This is a genomic window from Parvibium lacunae (assembly GCF_003335215.1).
Taxonomy (GTDB): domain Bacteria; phylum Pseudomonadota; class Gammaproteobacteria; order Burkholderiales; family Burkholderiaceae_D; genus Parvibium; species Parvibium lacunae.
The window spans coordinates 73,209-97,747 of record NZ_QPGB01000004.1; the positions used below are offsets into that span (position 1 = coordinate 73,209).

General features: G+C 52.7%; 22 protein-coding genes. 10 read left to right on the plus strand and 12 right to left on the minus strand.

Translation table 11 applies throughout. The features are described from left to right. The first annotated feature begins 153 nt into the window (after positions 1-153). Complete coding sequence (gene dnaN / locus DU000_RS09480; RefSeq protein ID WP_114403169.1) at positions 154-1,257, plus strand: DNA polymerase III subunit beta; 1,104 nt, start codon at positions 154-156, stop codon at positions 1,255-1,257. 82 nt (positions 1,258-1,339) lie between these two features. Next, entirely contained in the window at positions 1,340-3,838 is a 2,499-nt protein-coding gene (gene gyrB, locus DU000_RS09485; RefSeq protein ID WP_114403170.1) for a DNA topoisomerase (ATP-hydrolyzing) subunit B, read from the plus strand. A gap of 48 nt (positions 3,839-3,886) precedes the next feature. Here the strand turns inward: gyrB and DU000_RS09490 are convergent, their stop codons facing one another. Beyond that, positions 3,887-4,303, minus strand: coding sequence for a hypothetical protein (locus DU000_RS09490; RefSeq protein WP_114403171.1), 417 nt, complete (start codon positions 4,301-4,303; stop codon positions 3,887-3,889). Between the two features lie 116 nt (positions 4,304-4,419). On the opposite strand from DU000_RS09490, the gene DU000_RS09495 reads away from it, so the two are divergent. Beyond that, positions 4,420-5,325, plus strand: coding sequence for a 5'-nucleotidase (locus DU000_RS09495; RefSeq protein ID WP_114403172.1), 906 nt, complete (start codon positions 4,420-4,422; stop codon positions 5,323-5,325). Positions 5,326-5,660: 335 nt separating this feature from the next. Here DU000_RS09495 and DU000_RS09500 read toward each other — a convergent pair whose 3' ends face one another. Genes DU000_RS09500 through DU000_RS09515 form a run of 4 tightly spaced genes read right to left on the minus strand, consistent with a single transcriptional unit; the run spans position 5,661 to position 7,489 of the window. After that, on the minus strand, positions 5,661-5,906 hold the full coding sequence (locus DU000_RS09500; RefSeq protein ID WP_114403173.1) for a DUF3717 domain-containing protein: 246 nt from the start codon (positions 5,904-5,906) through the stop codon (positions 5,661-5,663). Between the two features lie 17 nt (positions 5,907-5,923). Then, positions 5,924-6,454, minus strand: coding sequence for a TonB C-terminal domain-containing protein (locus tag DU000_RS09505; protein WP_114403174.1), 531 nt, complete (start codon positions 6,452-6,454; stop codon positions 5,924-5,926). A 47-nt stretch (positions 6,455-6,501) separates the two neighbouring features. Beyond that, entirely contained in the window at positions 6,502-6,999 is a 498-nt protein-coding gene (locus DU000_RS09510; RefSeq protein ID WP_114403175.1) for a hypothetical protein, read from the minus strand. 52 nt (positions 7,000-7,051) lie between these two features. After that, on the minus strand, positions 7,052-7,489 hold the full coding sequence (locus tag DU000_RS09515; RefSeq protein WP_114403176.1) for a hypothetical protein: 438 nt from the start codon (positions 7,487-7,489) through the stop codon (positions 7,052-7,054). 116 nt (positions 7,490-7,605) lie between these two features. Between DU000_RS09515 and DU000_RS09520 the strand changes: the two genes are divergently transcribed. Further along, on the plus strand, positions 7,606-8,367 hold the full coding sequence (locus tag DU000_RS09520; RefSeq protein ID WP_114403177.1) for a sulfite exporter TauE/SafE family protein: 762 nt from the start codon (positions 7,606-7,608) through the stop codon (positions 8,365-8,367). Positions 8,368-8,421: 54 nt separating this feature from the next. Here DU000_RS09520 and DU000_RS09525 read toward each other — a convergent pair whose 3' ends face one another. From DU000_RS09525 to DU000_RS09535, 3 genes are all read right to left on the minus strand, one after another. After that, positions 8,422-9,012, minus strand: coding sequence for a hypothetical protein (locus DU000_RS09525; RefSeq protein WP_114403178.1), 591 nt, complete (start codon positions 9,010-9,012; stop codon positions 8,422-8,424). Positions 9,013-9,035: 23 nt separating this feature from the next. Continuing rightward, the gene (locus DU000_RS09530; protein WP_114403179.1) at positions 9,036-9,746 is read right to left on the minus strand and encodes a Rossmann-fold NAD(P)-binding domain-containing protein; all 711 of its coding nucleotides are present in this window, start codon (positions 9,744-9,746) and stop codon (positions 9,036-9,038) included. A 112-nt stretch (positions 9,747-9,858) separates the two neighbouring features. Beyond that, positions 9,859-10,323 carry a DUF3291 domain-containing protein gene (locus tag DU000_RS09535; protein WP_114403311.1) on the minus strand — a complete coding sequence of 155 codons (465 nt, stop codon included), beginning with the start codon at positions 10,321-10,323 and terminating at the stop codon, positions 9,859-9,861. Between the two features lie 271 nt (positions 10,324-10,594). Here DU000_RS09535 and DU000_RS09540 point away from each other — a divergent pair, with 271 nt between their 5' ends. From DU000_RS09540 to DU000_RS09560, 5 genes are all read left to right on the plus strand, one after another. Beyond that, positions 10,595-11,365: a hypothetical protein gene (locus DU000_RS09540; RefSeq protein WP_114403180.1), complete on the plus strand. Its 771-nt coding sequence runs from the start codon at positions 10,595-10,597 to the stop codon at positions 11,363-11,365. Positions 11,366-11,472: 107 nt separating this feature from the next. Beyond that, entirely contained in the window at positions 11,473-13,434 is a 1,962-nt protein-coding gene (gene mnmG, locus DU000_RS09545; RefSeq protein ID WP_114403181.1) for a tRNA uridine-5-carboxymethylaminomethyl(34) synthesis enzyme MnmG, read from the plus strand. Continuing rightward, a complete protein-coding gene (rsmG, locus tag DU000_RS09550; protein WP_114403182.1) occupies positions 13,431-14,120 on the plus strand; it encodes a 16S rRNA (guanine(527)-N(7))-methyltransferase RsmG in 690 nt (229 codons plus the stop codon). Before mnmG ends, rsmG begins: the two co-directional genes overlap by 4 nt. 46 nt (positions 14,121-14,166) lie before the next feature. Next, positions 14,167-14,937, plus strand: a complete 771-nt coding sequence (locus tag DU000_RS09555; protein WP_114403183.1) for a ParA family protein — start codon at positions 14,167-14,169, stop codon at positions 14,935-14,937. Between the two features lie 19 nt (positions 14,938-14,956). Further along, positions 14,957-15,841, plus strand: coding sequence for a ParB/RepB/Spo0J family partition protein (locus tag DU000_RS09560; protein ID WP_114403184.1), 885 nt, complete (start codon positions 14,957-14,959; stop codon positions 15,839-15,841). Positions 15,842-15,947: 106 nt separating this feature from the next. Here the strand turns inward: DU000_RS09560 and DU000_RS09565 are convergent, their stop codons facing one another. From DU000_RS09565 to DU000_RS09580, 4 genes are all read right to left on the minus strand, one after another. Continuing rightward, a complete protein-coding gene (locus DU000_RS09565; protein WP_158529678.1) occupies positions 15,948-18,380 on the minus strand; it encodes a PhoX family protein in 2,433 nt (810 codons plus the stop codon). Between the two features lie 87 nt (positions 18,381-18,467). Further along, the gene (locus tag DU000_RS09570; RefSeq protein ID WP_114403186.1) at positions 18,468-19,904 is read right to left on the minus strand and encodes a diaminopimelate decarboxylase family protein; all 1,437 of its coding nucleotides are present in this window, start codon (positions 19,902-19,904) and stop codon (positions 18,468-18,470) included. After that, entirely contained in the window at positions 19,901-21,268 is a 1,368-nt protein-coding gene (locus DU000_RS09575; protein WP_114403187.1) for a carboxylate--amine ligase, read from the minus strand. The genes DU000_RS09570 and DU000_RS09575 overlap by 4 nt, the downstream gene beginning before the upstream one ends. Before the next feature lie 107 nt (positions 21,269-21,375). Then, positions 21,376-22,287, minus strand: coding sequence for a TIGR02285 family protein (locus tag DU000_RS09580; protein WP_158529679.1), 912 nt, complete (start codon positions 22,285-22,287; stop codon positions 21,376-21,378). A gap of 365 nt (positions 22,288-22,652) precedes the next feature. Between DU000_RS09580 and ggt the strand changes: the two genes are divergently transcribed. Further along, on the plus strand, positions 22,653-24,473 hold the full coding sequence (gene ggt / locus DU000_RS09585) for a gamma-glutamyltransferase (protein ID WP_114403189.1): 1,821 nt from the start codon (positions 22,653-22,655) through the stop codon (positions 24,471-24,473). The last annotated feature ends 66 nt before the right edge of the window (positions 24,474-24,539 follow it).

The following is a 24,539-nucleotide window of genomic DNA, read 5'->3' on the forward strand; positions in this document are numbered from 1 at the left end:
TTTTTTGTCCACATTTGGATACGCAGTTACCCATTCTTTTTCCGCAAAGTTCTAAATTCAGTAACTAATTGAAATAAAATTGTTTTTTTGGTTTATCCACAGAATTTGGCGAGCTTAGTAATTAAGTATTAAAGAGATAAAAGGATATTAAATATGTTATTGGCCAAAACAACACGTGATGCCATTTTGAAACCACTGCAGACCGTCAGTGGGATTGTTGAACGTCGTCACACTCTGCCTATCCTCGCCAATATTTTGTTACGTAAGCAAGGTCAGCAAGTGGCTTTCTTGTCCACAGACGTTGAAATCCAAATTCAGACAATCGCAGAACTCGGTGGTGGTCATGATGAATTTGCAACTACCGTAGGTGCTAGAAAGTTATTAGATATTTTGCGGGCCTTACCAGAGGGCGAAGTCAGCTTATCGTTTGCCAATAAAAAACTGACCATACAAGCTGGCAAAAGCCGCTTTAACCTACAAACCATGGCAGCCGATGAGTTCCCCACTGTGGTCCAACCGCCTGCTTACGATATCCATTTCTCGCTACCGCAAAAAACGCTCAAGCATTTGTTTAGCATGGTCCACTTTGCCATGGCTCAACAGGATATTCGTTACTACCTCAATGGACTGTTATTTGTCGTCGAGGGACAGCAAGTACGCGCTGTTGCAACAGATGGCCATCGTTTAGCGTTTTGCAGTACCGACCTCAGTGAAAGCTTAGGCAAACAAGAAGTCATTATTCCTCGCAAAACAATTCTGGAATTACAACGATTGTTGGACGACAGCGAAGAGCCGGTGCAGATAGATATTGCGCCGAATCAAATCCGTTTCCGTTTTGCCCAGATCGAATTAGTTTCCAAATTGGTAGAAGGAAAGTTTCCTGACTACCAGCGAGTCATTCCGCAAAATCATCAGAAAAAATTTGTTGTTCACCGTGAAATGCTGCTGCACTCACTACAGCGGGTTGCTATTTTGACTTCTGATAAGTTCAAGGGTGTGCGCTGTGTCCTGGCGAGTGGCTCACTGAAGCTTTCTTCAACCAATGCAGATCAAGAAGATGCCCATGAAGAGCTTGAGATCAACTACAACGCAGAAACAATTGATATTGGTTTTAATGTCAGCTATCTGTTGGATGTTTTAAATAACTTGAAGAGCGAGCAAATTCAACTGGCGATGCAAGATCAAAACAGCTCAGCATTATTAACACTGCCAGAACAAGAGAGCTTTAAATACGTGGTCATGCCCATGCGTATCTAATGCAAGGTAACGAGCATTCCTTGTCACTGTCGGGTACGGACTTTTTAATTCTCTCTACGATTTCATTAATACGCTAATTTTTATGTCAGAACTTACACAAACTACTCAGGCAGCAGCACAAGATTACTCAGCGGCATCGATTCAAATTCTTGAAGGTTTAGAAGCAGTACGCAAACGGCCTGGCATGTACATTGGTGATACCTCAGACGGCACAGGCTTACACCACCTTGTTTTTGAAGTTTTAGATAATTCGATCGACGAAGCCTTGGCCGGCTACTGTACAGAGATTCAAGTAACGATCCATACAGATAACTCCATCTCCATCATAGACAATGGTCGTGGCGTTCCTACTGGGCTGAAATTAGACGACAAACATGAGCCAAAACGCAGTGCTGCTGAAATTGTGATGACAGAGTTACACGCCGGTGGAAAGTTTGACCAGAACTCATACAAGGTGTCTGGCGGTCTACATGGTGTAGGGGTAAGTTGCGTAAACGCATTGTCTAAATGGCTACGTTTAACTATTCGTCGTGATGGCAAAGTGCATTACATGGAGTTTAGCCGGGGCGTTGTACAAAACCGCGAACTAAGCACCCAAGACGGCATTCCTGTTTCACCGATCAAAGTGATTGGTGAAACAGAAAAGCGGGGCACGGAAGTTCATTTTCTGGCAGATGAAGAGATTTTTGGTCACGTCGAATTTCACTACGACATTCTTTCTAAGCGAATCCGTGAACTTTCCTTCCTTAACAATGGTGTTCATATCAAGCTGCATGATCAGCGGACTGGTAAAGAAGAAGATTTTGCTTTTGCCGGTGGGGTTAAAGGCTTTGTTGAATACATTAATAAAAATAAAACGGTTTTACATCCTAATATTTTCCATACGGTCACAGAATCAAACGCAGGCGGTATTCCAGTCGGAGTAGAAGTGGCGATGCAGTGGAATGATAGTTATAACGAAAATGTACTGTGCTACACCAACAACATTCCGCAACGCGATGGGGGTACACATTTGACTGGCCTGCGTACGGCAATGACGCGAATCATTAACAAGTACATTGAAGAAAACGAATTGGCGAAAAAAGCCAAGGTCGAAACGTCCGGCGATGACATGCGGGAAGGCTTAGCCTGTGTTTTATCAATTAAAGTGCCAGAGCCTAAATTCAGTTCACAGACCAAAGATAAATTAGTCTCCAGTGAAGTACGCCCCGCCGTAGAAGAAGCCGTTACTAAAGCCCTTGAAAGCTATTTATTAGAACGACCACAAGACGCTAAGATTATCTGCAATAAGATTGTAGAAGCTGCTCGTGCGCGCGATGCAGCACGCAAAGCACGAGAAATGACACGCCGCAAAGGGGTTTTGGATGGCGTGGGTCTCCCTGGTAAGTTAGCAGATTGCCAAGAAAAAAATCCTGAACTTTCTGAATTGTTCATCGTAGAGGGGGACTCCGCAGGTGGTTCCGCCAAACAGGGACGTGACCGTAAATTTCAGGCAATCTTACCGCTACGGGGTAAGGTTCTGAATGTAGAACGCGCTCGTTTCGATAAACTCATTTCCAGTGAGCAGATTGCGACTCTGATTACGGCACTTGGCACAGGGATTGGCACGGATGATTTCAATATTGATAAACTGCGTTATCACCGCATTATTATCATGACGGATGCTGACGTTGATGGCGCCCATATCCGAACCCTGTTATTAACCTTGTTTTACCGCCAAATGCCGCAGTTGGTCGAACGGGGCCACATTTATATTGCCCAACCGCCGCTATATAAAGTCAAACATGGCAAAGAAGAACGCTATGTTAAAGATGACGTTGAGTTGTCTCAATACGTTTTAAAACTTGCACTACAAGATTCGGCACTGATCACACAACCGAATGCTGCGCCGATTTCAGGAGAAGCGTTGGGAGAACTGGCAAGGCAATATTTGCTGGCGGATGCAGTGATTCAACGTTTAAGCAGAATCATTGAGCCACGTGTGCTTCATGCCATTACAGACGGTGTTGCCCTCAACCTGGATTCTCAGCCCAGCGCTGAGCAATCTGCCCAACAGCTTGCGCACGCCTTGCAACTTACTCAGCCACTGACAACGCAACAACAAATCGTCGTTAAAGTAGAATTCGACGCGCATCTTGAGAAATATGCACTAAGAATTGAGCGTCAGCATCATGGCAATACCAAAGTCAGTCTAATTGATGCTGATTTTGTCCACGGGGCAGATTATGCGGTTCTTGCGCAAGCGGCCAATACTTTCAAAGGGTTGTTAAGCCCAGAAGCAGAAATTCGGCGTGGTGAGCGCAGTGCCAAGGTCTTAGATTTCCGTAACGCGATGGAATGGCTTCTCGCAGATGCAGAGCGTAATTTGAGCAAACAGCGCTATAAGGGTTTAGGTGAAATGAATCCTGAACAGCTCTATGAAACGACTCTCGACATCACGGTGCGGCGTTTACTTAAAGTACAAATTGAAGATGCCATCGCCGCAGACCAGATCTTCACGACGTTAATGGGCGATGAAGTCGAGCCACGTCGAGCGTTTATTGAGAGCAACGCCCTGATTGCCCAAAATATCGATGTTTAAGTCAATTTTGATGTTGGGGTCGCAAGTAAAGCGACCTCATTCTCAGGCTTAGCGATCAAAGAGGGGCAGTGTCGCCAGATCGATGTTCGTTTTATTTTTTTCGTCAGGGTGGAGTTTGTCCATCCGTACTAAGAAAGTAATCGGACTGTCCAGAACATAGTTTGCTTCTTGATACTGAACGAGCAAACCATGAAAATCACGGGCCCAGTGAGCGCGTGCATCAAGTTTATGACTAACGCGGCCCATATATTGCTCTCTGGGTATGAGAGACCAACATTCCAGACGGCGCTGTTCGGTTTTACCCAACCAGACATCCAAGGCGGTCACTAAACTACCCCCATAACGGGCTGCTAGCACTTTTTGTGGCTGTGACTGTTTAAGCAAGCTCTCTACCTGCTGTGGCTGGTATGCTTCAGTATGCAAACGATCCCATTCTGAGCGGGTAACAAAAACGATGCGGGGCATTGAGTTTATAGTTATTGTCTATTAATTCAAGAATAGGTATTGTAACCACAGCACTTTTTATGGCGTCATACTTTTTGCGGATCCTGCGCTTTGCCTGAACAAATTAGGGAGGATATGTGGCGGTAACGTTACAAGATAAACTGGTGGTGGCGCTTTCCTCGCGTGCCCTGTTTGACTTTGAAGAAGAGAACCAACTGTTTGAAGAGGCGGGCAGCCAATCCTATGTTCAGTTGCAGCTGACCCGGCTAACCCAGCCTGCCCAGCCCGGAGTGGCTTTTCCGCTGGTGCAGAAATTATTGCGTTTCAATGCGGATGGTCAGCACCGTGTCGAAGTGGTGATTCTGTCACGCAATGACCCTGTCAGTGGATTGCGCGTTTTTCACTCTGCTCAAGAAAATCACTTACAAATTGAGCGTGGGGTGTTTACCCAAGGGCGCACGCCATTTAAATATCTTCGGCCGCTGGGCGCAAAGCTATTCCTGTCCGTCAATGAATCAGATGTTCGGCAAGCCCTTGAAGCAGGCTTTCCTGCTGCACGGGTTTTTCCTGATTCGATTAAGAGTGCCGAGGCGAATCCGGATGAAATCCGGATCGCATTTGATGGCGATGCCGTGCTGTTTGCTGATGATTCTGAGCGCGTTTTCAAAGAACGAGGTCTGAATGCATTTCAATCGCACGAAGCCCAATATGCCCAAACACCGCTGCCTCCCGGCCCCTTCGTTCCGCTACTGCAAGCGATCCATCTCTTACAGACCCTACCTGCAAATCAGGTTCCCGTTCGAATCCGAACGGCGTTGGTAACCGCGCGTTCGGCGCCGGCCCATGAGCGCGCCATACGGACCCTGATGAGTTGGCAAATCACGATTGATGAGGCCATGTTTTTAGGGGGCTTAGAAAAGGGCCCATTCTTGCAGGAATTTGAACCAGACTTCTTCTTTGATGACCAGACCCGACATTGCGAATCTGCCAAATATGCTGGTCCTACAGGGCATGTCGTACATGGTGTCGCTAACCCCAGGTAATCCGGCAGCGCTAAATCAGCACCTGATCTGCGGCCCAAAAAAATAGGCGGTAGGGTTAAGTCAGACCTAACCGGTACCGCCTCAAGGATGGGCAAACACTTCGCAAAAAATCACTTTTTTGCCGGCTAGAATTGCTTCTTATGACAACCCCAGTGTGTCTGTGCGGCTTGCTGGGTGGGTAGCAATCGCACATCCGTAACCAGATTGTCTGTGGCGTTCAGGGTAGAGACAACGCTAAAGTTGGAAGTAGCATCGGGTGCCACTCTTGGTATCAAAAGATGCTACTGATGCTGTTGCGCTAAGCTGACTGAAGGTCGATAGCGCAACAGAGAGGTTTAGGGATGGCTTGTCGCGACCGTTGCCGCCGGCGCTTTTTGAATCGCTTGCCAGGCGATTTCAAAGGCTTGCTGGGTATCTGCATCCATGCTGCTTAACGCTACGTCTGCCTGGTGTTGATAGATCATTAATGCATACGGTTTCGCTAACAGACTGGCGGGACGACAAAGTGCTTCACCCTGAGCAGGCTGTTGCTGCCGCCAATAATTAATGGCGCTTTCAAGCATACTCAGGGTAATCTGCATCGCTTTCTATCTGCTCGTTACTTGCTACCGTAGGCTTGCGGCGCGCTGACGGAGCGAATTTGAAATTTACGGTCTTGTCGCATGAGCCAGGTTTCTGTGTACTCTAGCTCCGCTTTGCCTTGCAAAAGCTCACTGCGCGGCGCGGGTAGCGGCTGCGCGTTTCGCAAGCTTTGCAGCACGACCTGATCAAAATCATTTAACCCGGCTGAGCGCAAGATGCTGTATTGCGCCAAGCCCTGACGGGTAAATGTTAGCTTCACAATGGTGACTGACCGTAGCATGGGGGGCACGACGCCATTGAAAGTAAGGTCTGGGTTGGCTTGCAAAATCAGGGTTGCGATTTCCTTCTTGAAATCTTCCAAGTTACGGGCATTGGCGATTTTCGCTTGGGGTGCTACTGGGGCGGCTGGCGGTGGTGCAACCGGTGCCGGTGGCGGTGGTGTAACGGGTGCGGGTGGGGTGGGTTTGGCGGGGGGCGGTGCTTTGGTGCCGCAACCCCAAAGGACAAAAAGAGTCGCTGCGCAGAGTCCCAAAATTCGTTTTTGCATAGGTTAGCCTGTCTTTAATCGGGGATGAGTCTATCAAGTATCGCAGATTACCATGCCCAGGTTAAGGCAATGGTATAACCGTCGGGCGCTTGGTCTTTCTCATGCAGTAAAACCAGTTGGCCCGATAAATCATATTTGTGTACAGCAAGTTTTTTCACTTCGTATGGGAAAAAGCTGCTGCGAAAGCTGAAGCTATCACCTTTAGCCAGCCCGCTGACTTGAATGCAGAGGGCAATTTCTGCGTATTTGCCCAAACTATTGAAGCTGCAATCTACCGCACGAAAGCGGCCTGAATTACTGATTTCCAAGCTCGGATAAACGCTGAAGCTCGTCTGCGTTTGCTGCGCGAAGTCGGTATTGCCCTTTGCATAACATAGGGTGAGCGGTTTATTGCTAACCCCGACCCGAACTAGCTCACTCTGTTTCTCACCCAGTGTGAGGTACACCCACAGTTTCTCCGCCACATTACCGAGGGTGCGCTGCTCGTTAACAATGTCTTGAATTTGTTGGGGTTGTGGCAGTGATTGTGCTTGTGGGGTATTCATGTTTTTCCTGATGGGTTTAACGCGATGGGTTGTGGTGAGCGTCTGTGTTCTTTCAGCGCGGGTTTTTATTAAAAACAATCACGGCAGGCATGCTATGGGCATCGGTTTTCTTGGCATAGCCCTGGTTTGTCAGCCGCGTAATCGTTTCTTGCAAGGCGCTATAGGCAACCCCTTCACTGTCAAATGGGCCAATATTAATGAGCTCAAACTCTCCCGACTTGGTCTGCCGATAGCTGGTATAAGCGGCAAAGTAATTTTTACGCTCATCAACGTCGCGTTTGTTTCTGATCAAGCCAGAGCTGCGATAGACGCGCTCTTTTTTGTCTAAATAGCCGCCTGTTGGTGCGGGGCCAAAATCAACATAAGCCGAATAGGCGCATTGTGCCGACACAGAGAGAGCATTGTCCCGATCAGGGCGGCCAGCCAAGGGTGTTTTGACATATGGTCTTTCAGGGTGAATGCTGATGGGTTTGGCGTCAGCGTAATGCATTTTTCAGGATTGCGTTAATCTAATCAAGCCATTATCGATTCCGCTCCTGTGGTTGTTGTATGCTTGCGCGGTTTCTATTACTTCGCTGGCGTTGTGCCCGCACTAAGGCAGCTTTTATGTTGGATTATGTTTTATTGGGCGCGGCCTCTTTCTTTGCCGGCTTGGTCGATGCGGTCGTTGGCGGCGGGGGGCTGATCCTAATCCCTGCTTTATTTAGTCTCTTTCCCCATACCCACCCGGCCACTTTATTTGGTACTAACAAAGTTGGCAGTATCTGCGGCACCACCTCAGCGGTTTGGCGCTATGCTCGTTCCGTTTCGATAGAGTGGGCACCCACTCTCCCCGCTGTTATTGCTGCGTTTGTGTTTTCTTTCGTCGGCGCGTGGATGGTTACGGTGTTCCCACCAGACCAACTGCGCAAAGCCTTGCCTTTTGTATTGGCCGCGGTGGCACTCTATACCTTTTATAAAAAACAACTTGGGGTCACCCACGCCCCTCGCTTGGCGGGTTGGCGCCAGATCACTATGGGCTTGGCGTTGGGTGGGGTTGTCGGGTTTTATGACGGATTTTTCGGCCCAGGAACAGGCTCGTTTTTAGTGTTTGGCTTTGTCCGCTTATTTGGCTTTGATTTTCTAAAAGCATCGATTTCAAGCAAGGTGGTGAACATTGCGACCAATGCCGCCGCACTGCTGCTTTTTGGTCTCAAAGGCCATGTGTGGTGGCAGGTTGGTCTCATGCTCGCGGTGTGTAATATCGCTGGCGCCCAAATTGGCAGCCGACTGGCGATAAAACATGGCGCGGGTTTTGTGCGTAAATTGTTTTTAGTGGTGGTGTGTTTGCTGATTTTGAAAACGGGGTATGACGCCTTTGTGCGCTAACTTCTGTAGTTAAGGCCCCGGCTGCAGCGAATGAGCTGGGGCCTCTGTCGATCATTATTTTTGACCGGTTGATGTGTAATCAATGTCAGTAACAACGTTATTGTTGTCAAAGGAAATGGTCAAGGCTTTACTGTAAAACGTCATGTTGAAAATGGTGCCTTTGACATGGCTGTAGCTGTAGATAATCCCGGTTTCACCCGGATTTTTTATGAGTGGATAAATCACCTCGCCATTGGGTTTGCCAAGGATCGATACTACGTCAGCACGCGTCGATTTGCCTTTGATAATCAAGGGCAGTTTGGTTTCATCGTAATCCGTCGCATCGGTGGCAAACGAGCTCACAAACTCTTGGCCCACCAGTAAATTCTGAAACGTTGAAAAGGTCATTGCCCGTGCTGGCGTTACTCCTGCGTAGCGGCCTGTTCCTGCGCCCTCGGCGTAACCATAGCGTGTCGTTTGAACTTTCTGATTGTTTTTCAGGAGTTCACCTGTCTGTAGTGGTGGCCCCATGACGCTGGCTACTTCTGCCGAGGTTGACTTGCCTACGGTTAATGCACCCGGTTCGGGACGCTTGAAATCAGTGCCAGCACAGCCAGCTAGAAGGCTAACAAAGCAAAGGGCAAATAGTGTTTGAATGGTTTTCATAGGGGGTTCCTGTTTCGTTGTGCTTATGTGTGACGGCGTGCCTTCATGTCGGCGTAAGTATAGATTGAGTTTTCTTGTGGTGGCTTAATTGATAATGCGACCATCGCTTGGGCGATTTCGGTTGTTTTTACAGCGCGGTATTGGTAAGGCAGTAGGGCAGAAATCGCTTTTAGGAGGGCGGCAATATAGCCGGGGGTGTGTTTAGAGCCGATGATCACCGCTGGCCGAAAAATGCTCACCAGCGGCGGCCCTTGGTTTAATACAGCGTGTTCGGCTTCCCCCTTGACGCGCGCATAGCGGGGCATTCCTGCGGCGCCCGAGCCGGTCGTGCTTGCCATAATATTGGCCCCTATCGCTGACATAAAAATCAAATGCCCCACCTTGCCGGATGTCTTTAATCCGCTGGCAAAGGCACCATTAAGGGCGACATCAACAGCGCGATGTTCTTCAAGGCTCAGTTTCGCGGTGCCTGCCCCAATGCCGAGCGTACTGAATGCGGTCACTGGCAGGTCACATGAGGCCAGCGAAGCAATCACTGCCTGCGCCAAATTTGCCGGGGTCATTTCTGCAACCACTCGCGTCACGATTTTGCTGGCAAATGGAGGAGGGGGGCTTAGGGGTGTTCGGCAGAGTACGATAACCTGCTTAAACGAGGGTTGTTTGACTATCTCGATAAGCAGCGCTTGGCCAACTGAGCCTGATGCACCTAAGAGAATTGCAATCTGGTCTGACATGGTTATGGTCTACCGTAGTTTCTTTGAAGAAGCGCAATAACGCTGGGGGTAAGTGAAGCGTTCGCGGCTGCCCTCGCAGGCTAGGCGGCGAATAGCAAGCGCGGATGAGTTTCTACCTGCTGGTGCCACTGTCTGGCGGTGGGAATGCTTGAGCGAAGCTAAAGGCGCTTGCTGTCGGCCCGCGCGTTTGTATCTGTTCAAGCTTGTTTTCTGCTTCTTCCAGCGTAGGAATATGGCCGGCACGAATCCACCATAAAGCTTGGTGTGCTATGTCCAGCTTGTGAAACCAGGCCTGACGCTCACGAATCAAGGTCACGTGAGCCGACTTATAAACATATGCTTTCAGTGAGTCTAAGTCCTGCCATACGCTCATATTGACGAGCATCATTGGGTCTTCAAAGACACGAATGCTGGTCGCATCATCACCGTTCCCGGTGAGCCGCCAAACAAAGCCATTTGATTCTTCCGCAAGTCGATTAATTTCATCGAGCCGCGAGGTGAATCCATGCATCTCGGGCGAATCTATTTCGGCGCGTGCTAACGCAATATTTACTTGTGCGAGATGGTATGTTGTCATGATCGTGATGTGCTTATTTTCTGGCAGCATTCTCGACTATGCCACTACTTCGTCTAAAACGCCAAGCGGTAAAAGCTACCTGAACACTATAGCACAAAAAATAATCAAATTTATTGGCTGTCCGTATTGTGGCGTTTGTACGCCTTAGCTAACCACCTGGCTTATTAAGATTGCCCTGCTGGTCAGCGGTGCGCTATGCTAGAGGCGGGTGCTGTTTGATTTATCGTCGTTTGGCGTGACTGTTTCACGTGAAACTTTCTAGGAGTGCGGGATGGATTCTTCCGCGATATTTGAAAGAACCGCTGCGGGATGGCAAGAGATCAAACAAAAGAGCCACGGCCTTACTCAGAGTGAGCGGCTGGTGTTAATTCTGGTCGATGGCAATGCGCGCTTCGGCGAAATTTTACGAAAAGCGCCAAGCCTGCGGCCTGAGCGGTTGTTGCTGGCGCTGCAAAAGCTAACGAATCAAGGTTTGGTGGTCGAGCGTTTGCTAGATAGTGTGCCTTATGCTGAAGCAGCAGAGGAGGCTTGGCCCAGTAATCCGACCCCGGATGAAGTGCAGCGCTTTCTGCAGCAAGATAAGCTTGACCCCGTTTCGCAGGTGATGGAGGGTCTGGCCGATGCGGCAGATGCGGTTCACATGCCACTCGCGGACTTGTTGCCAAACACTCAATTTGAGTTGGATTCAGCGGCTGACCCTGCACCCTTGGTGATGCCCGGTGCGCCAGCCCTGTTGTCGATCGCGCCGGAAAAGGAAGCGGCGCCGGTCTCTTCAGTGCCATTGCCAGATATCAAAACCCCCACCTTGCCCTTATCAGCTGCTATAGAGGCGCAGCCCGCATTGCCGCCAGACTGGGAGCGCCGCAATAAAAGACAGGAACGTCGGCAATCGACAGAGCGTCGCCAAGAGCAGCGCCGCTACCAGAAGGTCGAGCCGAGTCCGATACCTTTACAGCCGAGTGTCGCTTGGCATTTTCCCAGTTTTTCTATTGGGGTTATTGTCGGGGCCGGGGCGGTGCTGCTGTATCTGTGGTGGGTATAGAAAACGTTTCACGTGAAACATCATCTCAGTTAATCACCGTTGCCCCTGTCGTAAATGGCTGAATCTCTCTATAATGCGCCCTCTGCGTATTTTTGTCTGAGGGTGTCATGCAGTTTCCCAATGAATTTGATGTGGTTGTGGTGGGCGGGGGCCATGCCGGGACCGAGGCCGCGCTGGCGGCCGCACGCATGGGTCAGAAAACCCTGCTGCTCACGCATAACATTGAAACCCTCGGGCAAATGTCTTGCAACCCTTCGATTGGTGGGATCGGCAAAGGCCACTTGGTGAAAGAGGTCGATGCCCTCGGCGGTGCGATGGCGCTCGCCACCGATGAAGCCGGTATTCAGTTTCGTATTCTTAATTCCAGTAAAGGCCCAGCCGTTCGGGCGACGCGTGCGCAGGCTGACCGGGTGTTGTACCGGCAGGCGATTCGTACCCGTTTAGAAAACCAGCCCAACCTTTGGCTGTTCCAACAGCCCGTCGATGATTTGATGTTGGAAGGCGATAAAGTGGTGGGGGCCGTCACGCAATCCGGCTTGCGCTTTCGCAGCCGCGCCGTGGTGCTTACCGCCGGGACTTTTCTGAATGGTCTGATCCATATTGGTCTACAAAACTACTCGGCGGGCCGGGCCGGGGATCCCCCCGCGATTTCACTCGGGGCGCGGCTCAAAGAAATGCAGCTCCCGCAAGGCCGCCTGAAAACCGGTACGCCCCCCCGGATTGATGGTCGCAGCATTGATTTTTTGGTGATGACTGAGCAACCCGGCGATGGCATGCTGCCACCTGATCACCCCGACTACACCCCCATGCCCGTGTTCTCGTATTTGGGCAACACCGCCATGCACCCCAAGCAGCTGCCGTGCTGGATTACCCACACCAATACCCATACCCACGAGGTAATTCGCAGCAATCTGGATCGCTCGCCCATGTACTCCGGGGTGATTGAAGGGGTGGGGCCGCGCTACTGCCCGAGCATTGAAGACAAAATTCACCGCTTTGCCAGCAAAGATGCGCACCAGATTTTCTTGGAGCCCGAAGGGCTAACAACCAACGAGTTTTACCCAAATGGCATTTCCACCAGCCTGCCGTTTGATGTACAGCTGGAAATTGTGCACTCGATCCGTGGGCTAGAAAACGCGTACATCCTGCGCCCCGGCTATGCGATTGAGTATGACTACTTTGACCCCCGCAACCTCAAAAGCTCGCTGGAAACCAAAACGATTCAAGGTCTATTTTTCGCCGGGCAAATTAATGGCACGACCGGCTATGAAGAAGCAGCGGCCCAAGGCCTGTTCGCCGGTTTGAATGCGGCACTGTACACCCAAGGCAAAGCGGCGTGGACACCTCGCCGTGACCAAGCCTATATTGGGGTGTTGGTGGATGACCTGATCACGCGCGGTGTCAGCGAACCCTACCGCATGTTCACCAGCCGTGCCGAGTACCGCCTGAGCTTACGCGAAGACAATGCCGATTTACGCTTGACCGAAATCGGTCGCGAATTGGGCTTGGTGGATGATGTGCGCTGGTCCGCCTTCTGCCGCAAGCGGGATGCTGTCGCGGCGGAAGTAGAGCGCCTGAAATCCACTTGGGTGAATCCCCGTGTGCTCTCAGCGACCCAAGCAGAAGCGGTGCTGGGTAAAGCGATTGAGCGCGAATACAATCTGGCCGATCTGCTGCGTCGCCCAAATGTCACCTATGCCAGCCTGCATACCTTGCAAGGCGAGGGCGGGGCAGCGCTCGCGGGGCAACCCGTCGCCGATGCCGAGGTGGCGGAGCAAGTGGAAATTCAGATCAAATACGCCGGCTACATTGCGCGCCAGCAAGACGAAATAACCCGCCAAGAAAACCACGAAAGCACCAAACTGCCGCAAGACTTGGATTACAGCCAAGTGCGTGGCCTGTCTAAAGAAGTGCAGCAAAAACTCAACCTGCACAAACCGGAAACCATTGGGCAGGCCGGGCGTATTCAAGGCATTACTCCCGCAGCGATTTCGCTGTTGCTGGTACACCTTAAAAAACGGACCTTACAAAACACGGCGGTGGCAACGGCATCTGGGCAAGCGGCATGACCGCCCAGCCCGTGACCACTTCTGGATTAGCGGCGCACTTGGCGGATACCCTCGCAAGTGGCCAAGCAGCGCTGGACTTAAATCTGGATGCCACCACCCAAACACGCTTGTTGGATTATCTCGCGCTGTTGCACAAGTGGAATAAGGTCTACAACCTCACCGCGATCCGCCAGCCGGCAGAAATGCTGGTTCAGCATGTGCTGGATTCGCTGGCGATTTTGCCGGTCTTGCAAGGCATAGTAGGCGCGCAGCCATTTCGGTTATTGGATGTGGGTTCAGGGGGTGGTTTGCCGGGTATACCGGTGGCCGTATGCTGGGCACATGCCTCGGTGGTATCGGTCGATCCGGTCGAAAAGAAAATTGCGTTTCAGCGCCAAGCCAAAGCTGCTTTACAGCTCGATAATTTTCAAGCGCATCACGCTCGGGTTGAGACGCTGGCGGTGCCGAGTTTTCAAATTATCACGGCACGGGCGTTTGCTGAGCTCGACAAAATTGTGGACCTGGCTGGGCATTTGCTCGCCCAGGGCGGACGGATTGCCGCGATGAAAGGGGTGGAACCCACGCAAGAAATTGCGAATTTGGCCCAACAGTACCCCGAATGGCAGGTAGAATCTCTCCCCCGTTTACAGGTTCCGGGTTTGGACGCCGAACGGTGTGTGGTGGTACTCAAGCGCGCTGGCGAATAGCCTAGGCAAATTTGACTCGACTCGTTGTTTCTTACTCAATCACAACATGGCTAAAATTTTTGCAGTCGCAAACCAAAAAGGCGGGGTGGGTAAAACCACCACCACCGTGAACCTGGCCGCCGGTTTAGCCACACAAGGCCAACGGGTTTTGCTCGTGGATTTGGATCCGCAGGGCAATGCCACCATGGGCGCGGGGGTAGATAAGCGGGCACTCACTGAGTCTGTATACCAGGTTTTACTTGGGGTGAGCACCATCGAGCGGGTGCGGCAGCGTTCCGAAGCGGGTGGCTTTGATGTGCTACCAGCGAACCGCGAGCTGGCCGGGGCCGAGGTCGATTTGGTGGATTTAGAGCAGCGGGAAACCCGGCTCAAGATGGCGCTAAAGGGGGTGGATGAGCAGTACGATTTTGTCTTGATCGATTGCCCGCCGTCGCTGTCGATGTTGACCTTGAATGGCCTGTGTTCTGCCAATGGCGTGATTATTCCCATGCAGTGCGAATACTATGCGCTGGAAGGGCTGACTGATTTGGTGAACACCATCAAAAAAATCCACGCCAATATGAACCGTGACCTAAAAATTATTGGCCTGCTGCGGGTGATGTTTGATCCACGCATGACCTTGTCGCAGCAAGTATCTGAGCAGCTCGAAACGCATTTTGGGGACAAGGTCTTTAAAACCATTATTCCGCGCAATGTACGCTTGGCTGAAGCGCCGAGCTATGGTGTGCCCGGCGTGAACTTTGATAAATCGGCCAAAGGCGCGCAAGCCTATATTCAGTTCGCCCAGGAAATGATTCAACGTATTCAAACGATGTAGGGTATCAGCCCGCGAGACAATGATGATTAAAAAACAAAAAGGTTTAGGTCGAGGCTTAGAAGCGCTCTTGGGCGGTGACTCAACGACGATTGAAGCACCAAGCGGCTCGCCGCATAGCTTGCCGCTCAGTGCCTTGCAGCCCGGCAAGTATCAGCCGCGTACCCGCATGGATGAAGCCTCGCTGAATGAACTGGCTGCCTCCATTAAGGCGCAAGGCTTGATGCAACCTATTGTGGTCAGGCCTGTAGCGGAAAACAAATACGAGATTATTGCCGGTGAGCGGCGTTTCCGTGCTTCTGGCATTGCCGGCCTCACGGAAGTCCCGGTGGTGGTCAAGCATGTGGCCGACGATGTGGCCTTGGCCCTAGCGCTGATTGAAAACATTCAGCGCGAAGACCTCAACCCGCTGGAAGAAGCCCAAGGTATTCAGCGTTTGCTGGATGAGTTTGGCATGACGCACGAACAAGCGGCGCAGGCGGTGGGCCGTTCGCGCTCCGCCACCAGTAACTTGCTGCGGCTGCTGAATTTAGCCAAGCCCGTACAAACCATGTTGATGGCCGGTGATTTGGACATGGGGCATGCCCGCGCCTTGCTGGCGGTGGATGCCGCGACGCAAATCCAGCTCGCCAATCAAGTGGTGAATAAACGCTTGTCAGTGCGTGAAACTGAAAAGCTGGTAACCAGTACGGCCTTAGCCGCGCAAAAGGCGACGAAGCCAGTAAAAACCAAAACCGTCAATCGCGATATTGAGCGGTTGGCAGAGACCCTGTCCGACGTCTTGGCGACCACGGTTCAGATTAAAACCAGTGGCAAAGGCAAAGGGCAGTTGATCATTGACTTTGCTAATCTTGACCAGCTTGATACGGTCCTGTTGAAGCTGAACCCAGCAAACCAAGCCGAGTGACTTCCTAAACCTACTTGGTAGTTAGCGCTGCCAAAAGGACCATAAAAAACGGGGCATCATTGATGCCCCGTTTTTCTAGCAGCCACGAGTTGCTGGCGCTATGGAGTTACAGACCAATTTGCCCGCCATCGTCTTTGGTGATTACAACGGTAGCCGAGCGGGGACGCGGGCCGTTGATATTCGCGGTGGAGCCTGGGGCGCGCTCGGCGGCTGGCCAATAGCTGTTGAAATCGCCGGCCCCGGCAGTGCCTGCCGCTGCAACGACGTTAGCCGCCGCGGTGTCTTCCCCAGGGTGTTGAACGTTGACAAACATAGTACGGCCATCAGGGGTATCCGCAACACCCGTGATTTCACAATCACGCGGGCCAACCAGAAAACGGCGTAGTGTACTGGCAGTGACCGTGGCACCAGCAAAAGTAGCGGCTAGCTCGGCCCCGACGGGCGTGCTGCCGCTGACAGCCGTGCTGGGTGCCTGCGCTGTTAGTGCACGTCGTTCAGCGACGCTGCCAGGCAAGGCGGCCAGCATCATGCAGTTGGTTTGATCGAGGAAGGCGCCGGAGTCATCGGTTTGAATCCAGGCAATGTTGGTGGCATCGCTAAACCAGAGGCCATCTGCCCGTGCAAAATCATTGGCTGTGCTTAGGCCAGACAGGTTGACGCGGGTCGGATCAGCGTCTGCTTGAGCGCCAAACAGGTAAACATCCCAGGTAAAGCTCAAGCTGGCAGGATTATTGGCATCTTCGCGAATACGGATAATGTGACCAAAAGGATTACCCGTGTTGGTGGCTGCCGTGGTCGTGCTGGTTGCGCTGCGGGCATCGCTAAAGTAGCGTGGGTTGGCCGCATCGATCACATTGCCAGACCCTGCGGTGGTGCCACGGCGACCGGTCGTACCGCTGCTGTTATTTTCAGTCAGGGTGAAATAAATTTCATTGTTCAACGGGTTGACGGCACCCCACTCTGGCCGGTCCATCCGCGTTGCACCCACGGCATCCCCGGCCAGACGGGCGTTGATCAACACATCAGCCTGATCGCTAAAGGTGTAATTGGTAGCAGCCACAATCGCGGGGTTGGTGATCGTCAGCGGCAACCAGGTGCCCGTGCCATCGGCATTAAAGCGGGCAGCGTAGAGCGTGCCACTATCCAGATATTTATCGCCCAGAGCCATGCGGTTTGCGCTCAGACTGGTCGGTGCAACATCAGCAGCACTCCAGGTCGCTTGTGAGACAAACTTATAGATGTAATCGCCGCGCGAATCATCTCCCATATAGACAGCCAGAGGCTGACCAACAGCAGGCTTTGTCATCACCGCCGCCTCATGCGCGAAGCGTCCGAGTGCCGTCCGCTTTTTAGGCGTGGCATTGGGGTTGTAAGGGTCAATCTCAACCACCCAGCCAAACGTATTGGCGGCATTGGCGTAGTCGAGGCTGCGATCAAGCGCGAGCAGGTTGGCATTCCAACGATCAAAGCGATCATTGCCGGTATCGCTGACAGCATTGGTGGCCATCGTGGCGGCATCCGGCGCCGCCAAGGTGCCCCAGCGATAACGATCGCCAGTAACGCCGTAGCGATTCAGAGAAATGACGGACTTAGCGGTGCTACCGCCGCGATTGGCGTTATCAGTGGTGGTGTTACGGGTAAAGTAGCCTGCCCAGTTTTCTTCGCAAGTCAGGTAGGTCCCCCAAAACGTGTAACCCGAGCCACAGTTGTTGAGCGTGCCCCGGGTGTGGGTGCCAGCAGGGGAATACTTGGTAATCAAAGCGGGATTGCCACGGGCTGGGCCGCTCATTTCAATTCGGGTCAACGCGGTAATGCGGCGGTTGAAGGTAGAAGTGACGTTGTAATCCCAGGTACCCGTTGCGGAAAACGCGCCGCCAGTCTGGCGCATAACCTCAACAACAGAGACGCCATGCAATGCAACTTCACGGTCTGCTTCCGTGGCGGTTTTCGCTGAGCCAGGCGCGCCATCACGGTCACCCTGCTGATGCAAGAATTGCGACACGATGTACTCATGATTCATCGCCAACACCCCGCGTCGATTACCGCCTGTGTAATCAGCTGCCGTACCCGCATCGTTCAGTCCGTAATACTCAATCCCGTCATGGCAATCGCCAGCGCGCTGAGTGTAAGTGCTGGCGGCATCGGTACCGACATTTGAATAGGCCGCAGGGGCTGGGCTGGTTGGCGTACCGATGGGGTCACCCGTGCGATAAAAAGCGCGGGCGGTATAGCCGGTGGGCACAGTCAGTTGATCATTGCGGCTTTTGTCGACCAAGGCAAAGCTCAGCGCAGAGATGCGGGCCGGGGCTGGGCTGGCGCTGCTGGCAGTACCGCTGCCGCCACCACAGGCCGATAAGCTAACACCGGTGAGGCCGAAGGCGCTCAAGGCGGCGCCAGAACCGAGGCCACGTAAAAAGCCACGACGATCTAAACGCGCTTGGGCAATGCCAAGAAACTCAGGGCCACCACGGGGATTGGTTACTGCTTCCTCAGCCGCTAATACCGCTGCTAGAGGATCATGTTCGAAAGAGGTTGTCACGGTCAATGCTCCATAAGTTATGCAGCCACGCTGCAGCCCACAAAGCATGCCGGATTGATATTGCACTCGAATGAAACTAGTTTGACATTACCATGACAACGTCTCTGGCGGGAGCGGCAAGCTATCTGCCGCGACCATATCTTGATAAGTTTCGGTTTGCCGCCACCAGCAAATTTCGCCATCAGGCAGAACCGCCAGCACCCCTGGTTGAGGGAAGGCAAAGCTACTCGCATCACTGGTGAAGTAAGCGCCTGAATCCATGATGGCGAGGGTCTCGCCGAGCGCCAGTTGAGGTAAATTCCAGGCAGGATAGAGGGTGTCACCCGGATGACAAATCGGCCCAACCAGTCGATACAGTTGCGTGGGCCGTGAGTGAGCTTGCAACGGGAAGAGCTGGTGAAATTGTTCCCGCGCTGAACGGGCAATGCTGATGCCTGCATCTAGCACGGCATGAATCGCCGGCTGCGCGTGTCGTAGTTCGAGGACGCGCGTCAGCAACATTTGTGCATTGCCAGTTAGTGCGCGGCCTGGCTCCAACGCGATTTCGGGTAACGGCCAGCCACGGCTTTGGTAAAACGCCGCCACCTTGCTTTGTGCCGCTTGGCTGTATGCCGCGGGGCTGAGCGTTAACGCCGGATTGGGGGCGCTCGGTGGAATATAGAATGTCCAAAGCCGTCGTGTGGTTGCTGCATCGTGTTCTTCAACGCTGGGAATCGCCAGCGATCCTCCGATGTCCAGTAGTGTCGGCAACCAACCATGCTGTGCATGACTCTCGGCACAAAACGCCAGTAACGGTGCCAGATGCCCGTCTAAATCTTCGAGTGTGCGGATTAAAAACCCACGATGGCAGTGCAAGCTGACGACCTCTAAATGCGGGTGCTTTAAGGCCCAAGCAAGTGCTGCGGCTGCTTCCCCTTGCGCCAGCGATAAACCGAATTGCCCTTGCCAGCCACCGTGTGTGACACGCAGGCCCACCCGTGCGCGTTTACCGAGTGTTTGCGCCAGCGCGGCGATGCGCTGGAGTTCTTCTAGATGGTTGGCATGAATCGCTTGTATTGAGTGTTCAATGGCCCAACGTAAGGCGCGGTCTGATTTAGCCGGGCCATTAAAAATGATCCGTTCCGGCGGCACCCCCAATTGGCGGGCCAGCCACAGCTCGTATTCAGAAATCACTTCCGCGCCCGCGCCGTGTTGATGCAAATATGCGAGTAAACCAGGAATCGGGTTGGTTTTATAGGAGTAATAAACACGGCAGAGCGGCGCTTGCTGGAAACCCGCCAGGTTGGCTTGTAATTGCGCCGCATTAACCACGTGCAGGGGCGTGCCGTAACGCTCGGCCAGCGCATGTAGCGCATGACCCTGCAGCATTAAACGTGGGGCCTGCTCGGTGCCTTGCTTTTCTTCCCAGGCAAGGTGCCACTGTGCCGGTGGGAGATGCTGGGCCGGGTAGCGGCGGGCGATACGTTGCCGCAGCCAGTAACGGAGGGCCTCCTTGGCTTGTTGGCGATAAGCGAGGATTTTCATAGAAAGTGTTGGCGATAGCTGCTGCGTGGGTGGCGCAAGAATTTTTTACACAGCAGCCATTTATCACGCCGTTCGGGGGCAGGGTCATTCGGGTCATGAATGGCGTCAAATGCTTGCCCTTGGGCAGCGCTTTCCGCTATCCAATCAAGCCATTGCTGGCGCTGCGCTGCGCTGATGCGGCCAGACGCTTGCTGCGCCCGGAGTAGAAACCGGAACAACCAACCAGCACAGTAACGTTGTCGCGCATGGTCACCTTGGCGGATCTCCGGCGCATCCAGGCGCGGGGTGATCTCTGTGGTAATCAGCGGCAATTGGGTTTGTGCTGCTTGTGCTGCAAGCTGGCTGAGCGTCGTTTGGTCGCCGTAGGCGGCGGCATAGACCATGCGGGGTAGGGCCAGGCCGCGTTGAATCTCGAAGTTCATTTGTCCATAGTAGCGGGGATTGAAATCCATTAATAAATACTGATCTTGCTCAGCAAGATAAATAAATTCGGTTTCAAAGACCCCGAAATAGCCAACGGCATGCGCTAATTTTAGGATTTTATGGGTTAGGCGCTGTAACACCGGGCGCCCTTCAAACGCCACGCCGATACCAATTTGCACCGGCTGCTGCAAGACTTTAAACGAGGCGCGGACACCGAGCAAGTCGCCATGACGATCAATAAAGCCAGCGACCGTATAGGTTTGGCTTGCGGCTTGCGGCAGGTAGGCTTGTACCATCGGCCAGCGGATCTCTGGCGCGTACGCCAACAAAGCGGGCTGATAACTGTGCTGGTCAAGAAAGGTTTGGACATGGGTAATCAGTTCTGTCGCATCTCGAGCAACCAAGCCCTTAACATTAGTCCGCATCCCGATCTGGGTTTTGGGTTTGACAATGACGGGGAATCCCGCCTCACTAGTGAGCCTAGCCGCGATGGCATTAAGGCTGTCAGGGCTGTCTGGGTAATATGTCGCCGGGGCGGGTAAGCCGTGTGCCGCGGCGGTTTGATAGAGCGAGGCTTTATTGAGTAAACGAAATACTGCCCTTTCCGGTGCTTGAAATAAGCGGTAATGCGCTTGTAAATCGTTTTGCCGCACGGCCATTATCCAGGCCATATCGTCCGAGGTGGGGTAGAGCACCAAGCCCGGGTGGCGCTGGCCCAATTCAATCAGCCAGTCTCCTACTTGGTTGAGGGCGCTGAAAGACTGGTGGCGGTCTGGGCAAGGCAGATGGTGTCGAACATAGCGACTGGCGGCGGCTTGGGTCGCCCCGCTATCGGCGAGCCAGATGGGGATGCCCTGTTTGCCCAAATCGCGAACTGCGGCCAGGGTGCCGTAGTAATCGCCATTGGTTAACAGTGCTCCACTTGCTGTAAAGGTTGCCACAGTCGTTGTCCGTCAGGGTAATCAATCCAGAATACGACCGCGATATCACCGGCGAGTTCCCCTTTAGCCAATATCAGATGACTAACAGACGTCGAACAGAGATGCCCCTACTGAGCAGATTGCCGATTCAGCAAACGGTTATAGCGAGCGAGCGAAGCCGGATCAAGCCAATGCCGGTAGGCGTCTTGAACTTTTTGCCGAAAACTGGCTTGGCTAATTAATTGGTCAACCGCTTGCACAACGCGTCGCCCCAAGTCGGATTTTGAACAAGCAACATGCCCTGCTACCAACGGTGGTTCTTCCGTGATTGGTAAGTAAACCAGCTCTTCACCCCGTAAACTCAGCAGCTCAGTGAAATAATCCAACTCTTCTGGATAGCCCAATATGGCCTGATAGCCATCTTGATACAGGAGTTTGAGCAAGCGACTGCGAAAGTGGTTATCGGCCTCAACCTCAACCATACCTTGAGGGCGAATAGGACGAACCTGATTTAACACCTCATCTATCCCGGGCCCAAAGCTACGCCCCGGCGTCAGCCCCAGCCGATAAGGCGAGCGAAGGAGAAATTCGCGTAACGACAGCGCCCCTTCTTTATTCAGATAGGGGGTCAAGCTAGCCGCTCGATTGCGGGTGGTAATTAAGCCGTTAGACAGTGTGTGAATAATCGGCTGTTCGGTAAACGCCATGATTTGTTCCCGCGCTTTCGTGCGGATTCGGGCAACAAAACAAAGATTATCTTTTTGCACTACTTCGCTATTGCTACGGGCTGGCGTGACGCCACTAATGACCTGATGGTCAAACTGCGGTAAACCCGCAATCACGAGTTGCAGGCGGCGATCTGCAATGCCTTGGCCTTTATATGGCCCATCTTGAATAAAGTACGGTGCGAAGTCGGCTGTGTGCCAAATAACCCGCTCCTGGGCTTGGCTACCTATGCCGTACACAACCAAGATAAAACTTACCAGCGCCTGCGTGAGATTGCATGAGCCGCGTTTTCTTTGCTTCATTAAAAACAACATATTGCTTTCCCTAGTATCGCGTTGCCAGCAATGTTTAAATTTATCGTGTTTGAATTTCGACGCAGGCCGCTTGATCATTCAATAAACTTAATATTATTCAACGAAATACAGAATTCCGTAAGCATACGAAAGTATGTGTGCGCCATACATACTTTCGTATGCTTTTCTGCCGGTATAGTTGAAGCGATACTTCACTCCTCATTCAGCAGTGGTTCAGTAGTCCCTACATGTTTAACTGATCTAAGCCATCTCCTTAGATCATTTGCAACAGGCCTAGCGGCCTGTTGCTTTTTTATGTGGGCGTAATGGTTGGACTTATCGCACGGTAGCTCGATGCCATGATCGTTACTCGGAGACAGAATAGGATGCCGAAAAACTGCCAAACAATCTTCACTATTGCCGCGCTGTGTTCACTCTTATTGGGGTGCGCCAGCCCAGAGCCCTTTCGCTACCAAGCGCTTCCCCCTAAAGTTGCTTTACCCCCAGCGCCTGAAGGCAGCTCGGGCTGGCAAGACAAACCCGGTTGGCGCGCAAAAAATTTCATGGTTGCCGCTGCGAACCCATTGGCTGCTGACGCGGGCCGCCAAATATTGCGGGCGGGTGGCAGTGCCGTGGATGCCGCCATTGCCATACAGATGGTGTTAACGCTGGTTGAGCCACAGTCATCGGGGATCGGCGGCGGTGCATTTATGTTGCATGATGATGGTAAAACCGTGTTGGCCTACGATGGTCGCGAAACCGCCCCGCAGGCCGCAGACGCCGCCTTGTTTTTACACCCAGACGGTAAGCCGCTGCCCTTTGTGACCGCTGCCGTTGGTGGCCGCTCTGTTGGGGTGCCCGGTGTCTTGCGAATGCTGGCCTTGGCCCATCAGCAACACGGTAAATTACCTTGGGCAACGTTGTTTGAGCCAGCGATTGCCCTCGCAGAACAAGGGTTTCCCATCAGCCCACGCTTGCATACTTTGCTGCAACAAGACTTGGCGCTGGGTAGCCAGAGTTTGTTGGCACAAGATGGGTTTGCGCGTGAGTATTTTTATACCTCAGCCGGGGCGCCCAAAGCCGTTGGCACGATATTGAAAAACCCGCTGTTGGCGACCACCTTACGCCATCTTGCGCGGCAGGGCGCCGATTATTTTTATACCGGGGCACTGGCCTCGGCGATAGTGCAAAAGGTCCGTCAGCACCCAACCAATCCAGGGGTATTAGCAGAAGCTGATCTGCGCCAATATCAGGCCAAGATTCGGCCAGCCTTGTGTCACGATTATCGGCAATATCGGATTTGCGGTATGCCACCGCCGTCCTCCGGTGCCGTTGCCCTAGCGCAGATTTTGGGGGTGTTGGAACATACTGACATTGCCCGTTACCGGCCTGAGCAAGGTAATGCGGGTGAATGGCTGTTGCACCCTCAAGCCGTGCATCTATACAGCGAAGCCGCCCGATTAGCCTACGCTGACCGCGGGCAACATGTGGCTGATCCCGACTTTGTCCGTGTACCGGTAGCGGGGTTGCTCGATAAAAATTATTTGGCGCGGCGGGCGCAGTTGTTGGGAGAGCGATCAATGGTTAAAGCTAACCCAGGGGTGCCGCCAGGGGTGAGCATGAGTTGGGCGCCTGACCGCAGCCCAGAGTTGCCGAGCACCTCACATCTTTCAGTGGTGGATCAATTTGGCCAAGCTGTATCGATGACAACCACGATTGAAGCGGCATGGGGTTCCAAACTCATGCTGGGCGGATTTTTGTTGAACAACCAGCTTACGGACTTTTCTTTTGTCAGCCAGGAAAATGGGGTTCCTGTGGCCAATCGATTAGAGCCCGGTAAGCGCCCTCGCTCTTCGATGGCGCCGACACTGGTTTACGATCGGGAACAAAAAACCTTGTTGTTTGCGCTAGGCTCACCGGGCGGCTCGGCCATCATCAATTATGTTGGCAAGACCTTGGTGGGCGTATTAGACTGGGGCTTGGATGTCCAGCAGGCGATCAACTTACCCAATTTTGGTAGCCGCAATGGGCCTACCGAACTGGAAAAGGGCCGCGCCCCCGAGGCACTCATAGAGGCCTTGCGTGCGCGCGGGCACAGCGTCAACATCATTGATCAAACATCCGGGCTTCAGGGGATTCAGCGCGAAGCGGGGGGGTGGTTCGCTGGCGCGGACCCGCGTCGTGAGGGTGTGGCGATGGGAGAATAAGATAGGGTAATAATGGCAATATGGCCCCGCAGAAATAAACTGGCAAATCAGACAATAGCGCGGCTT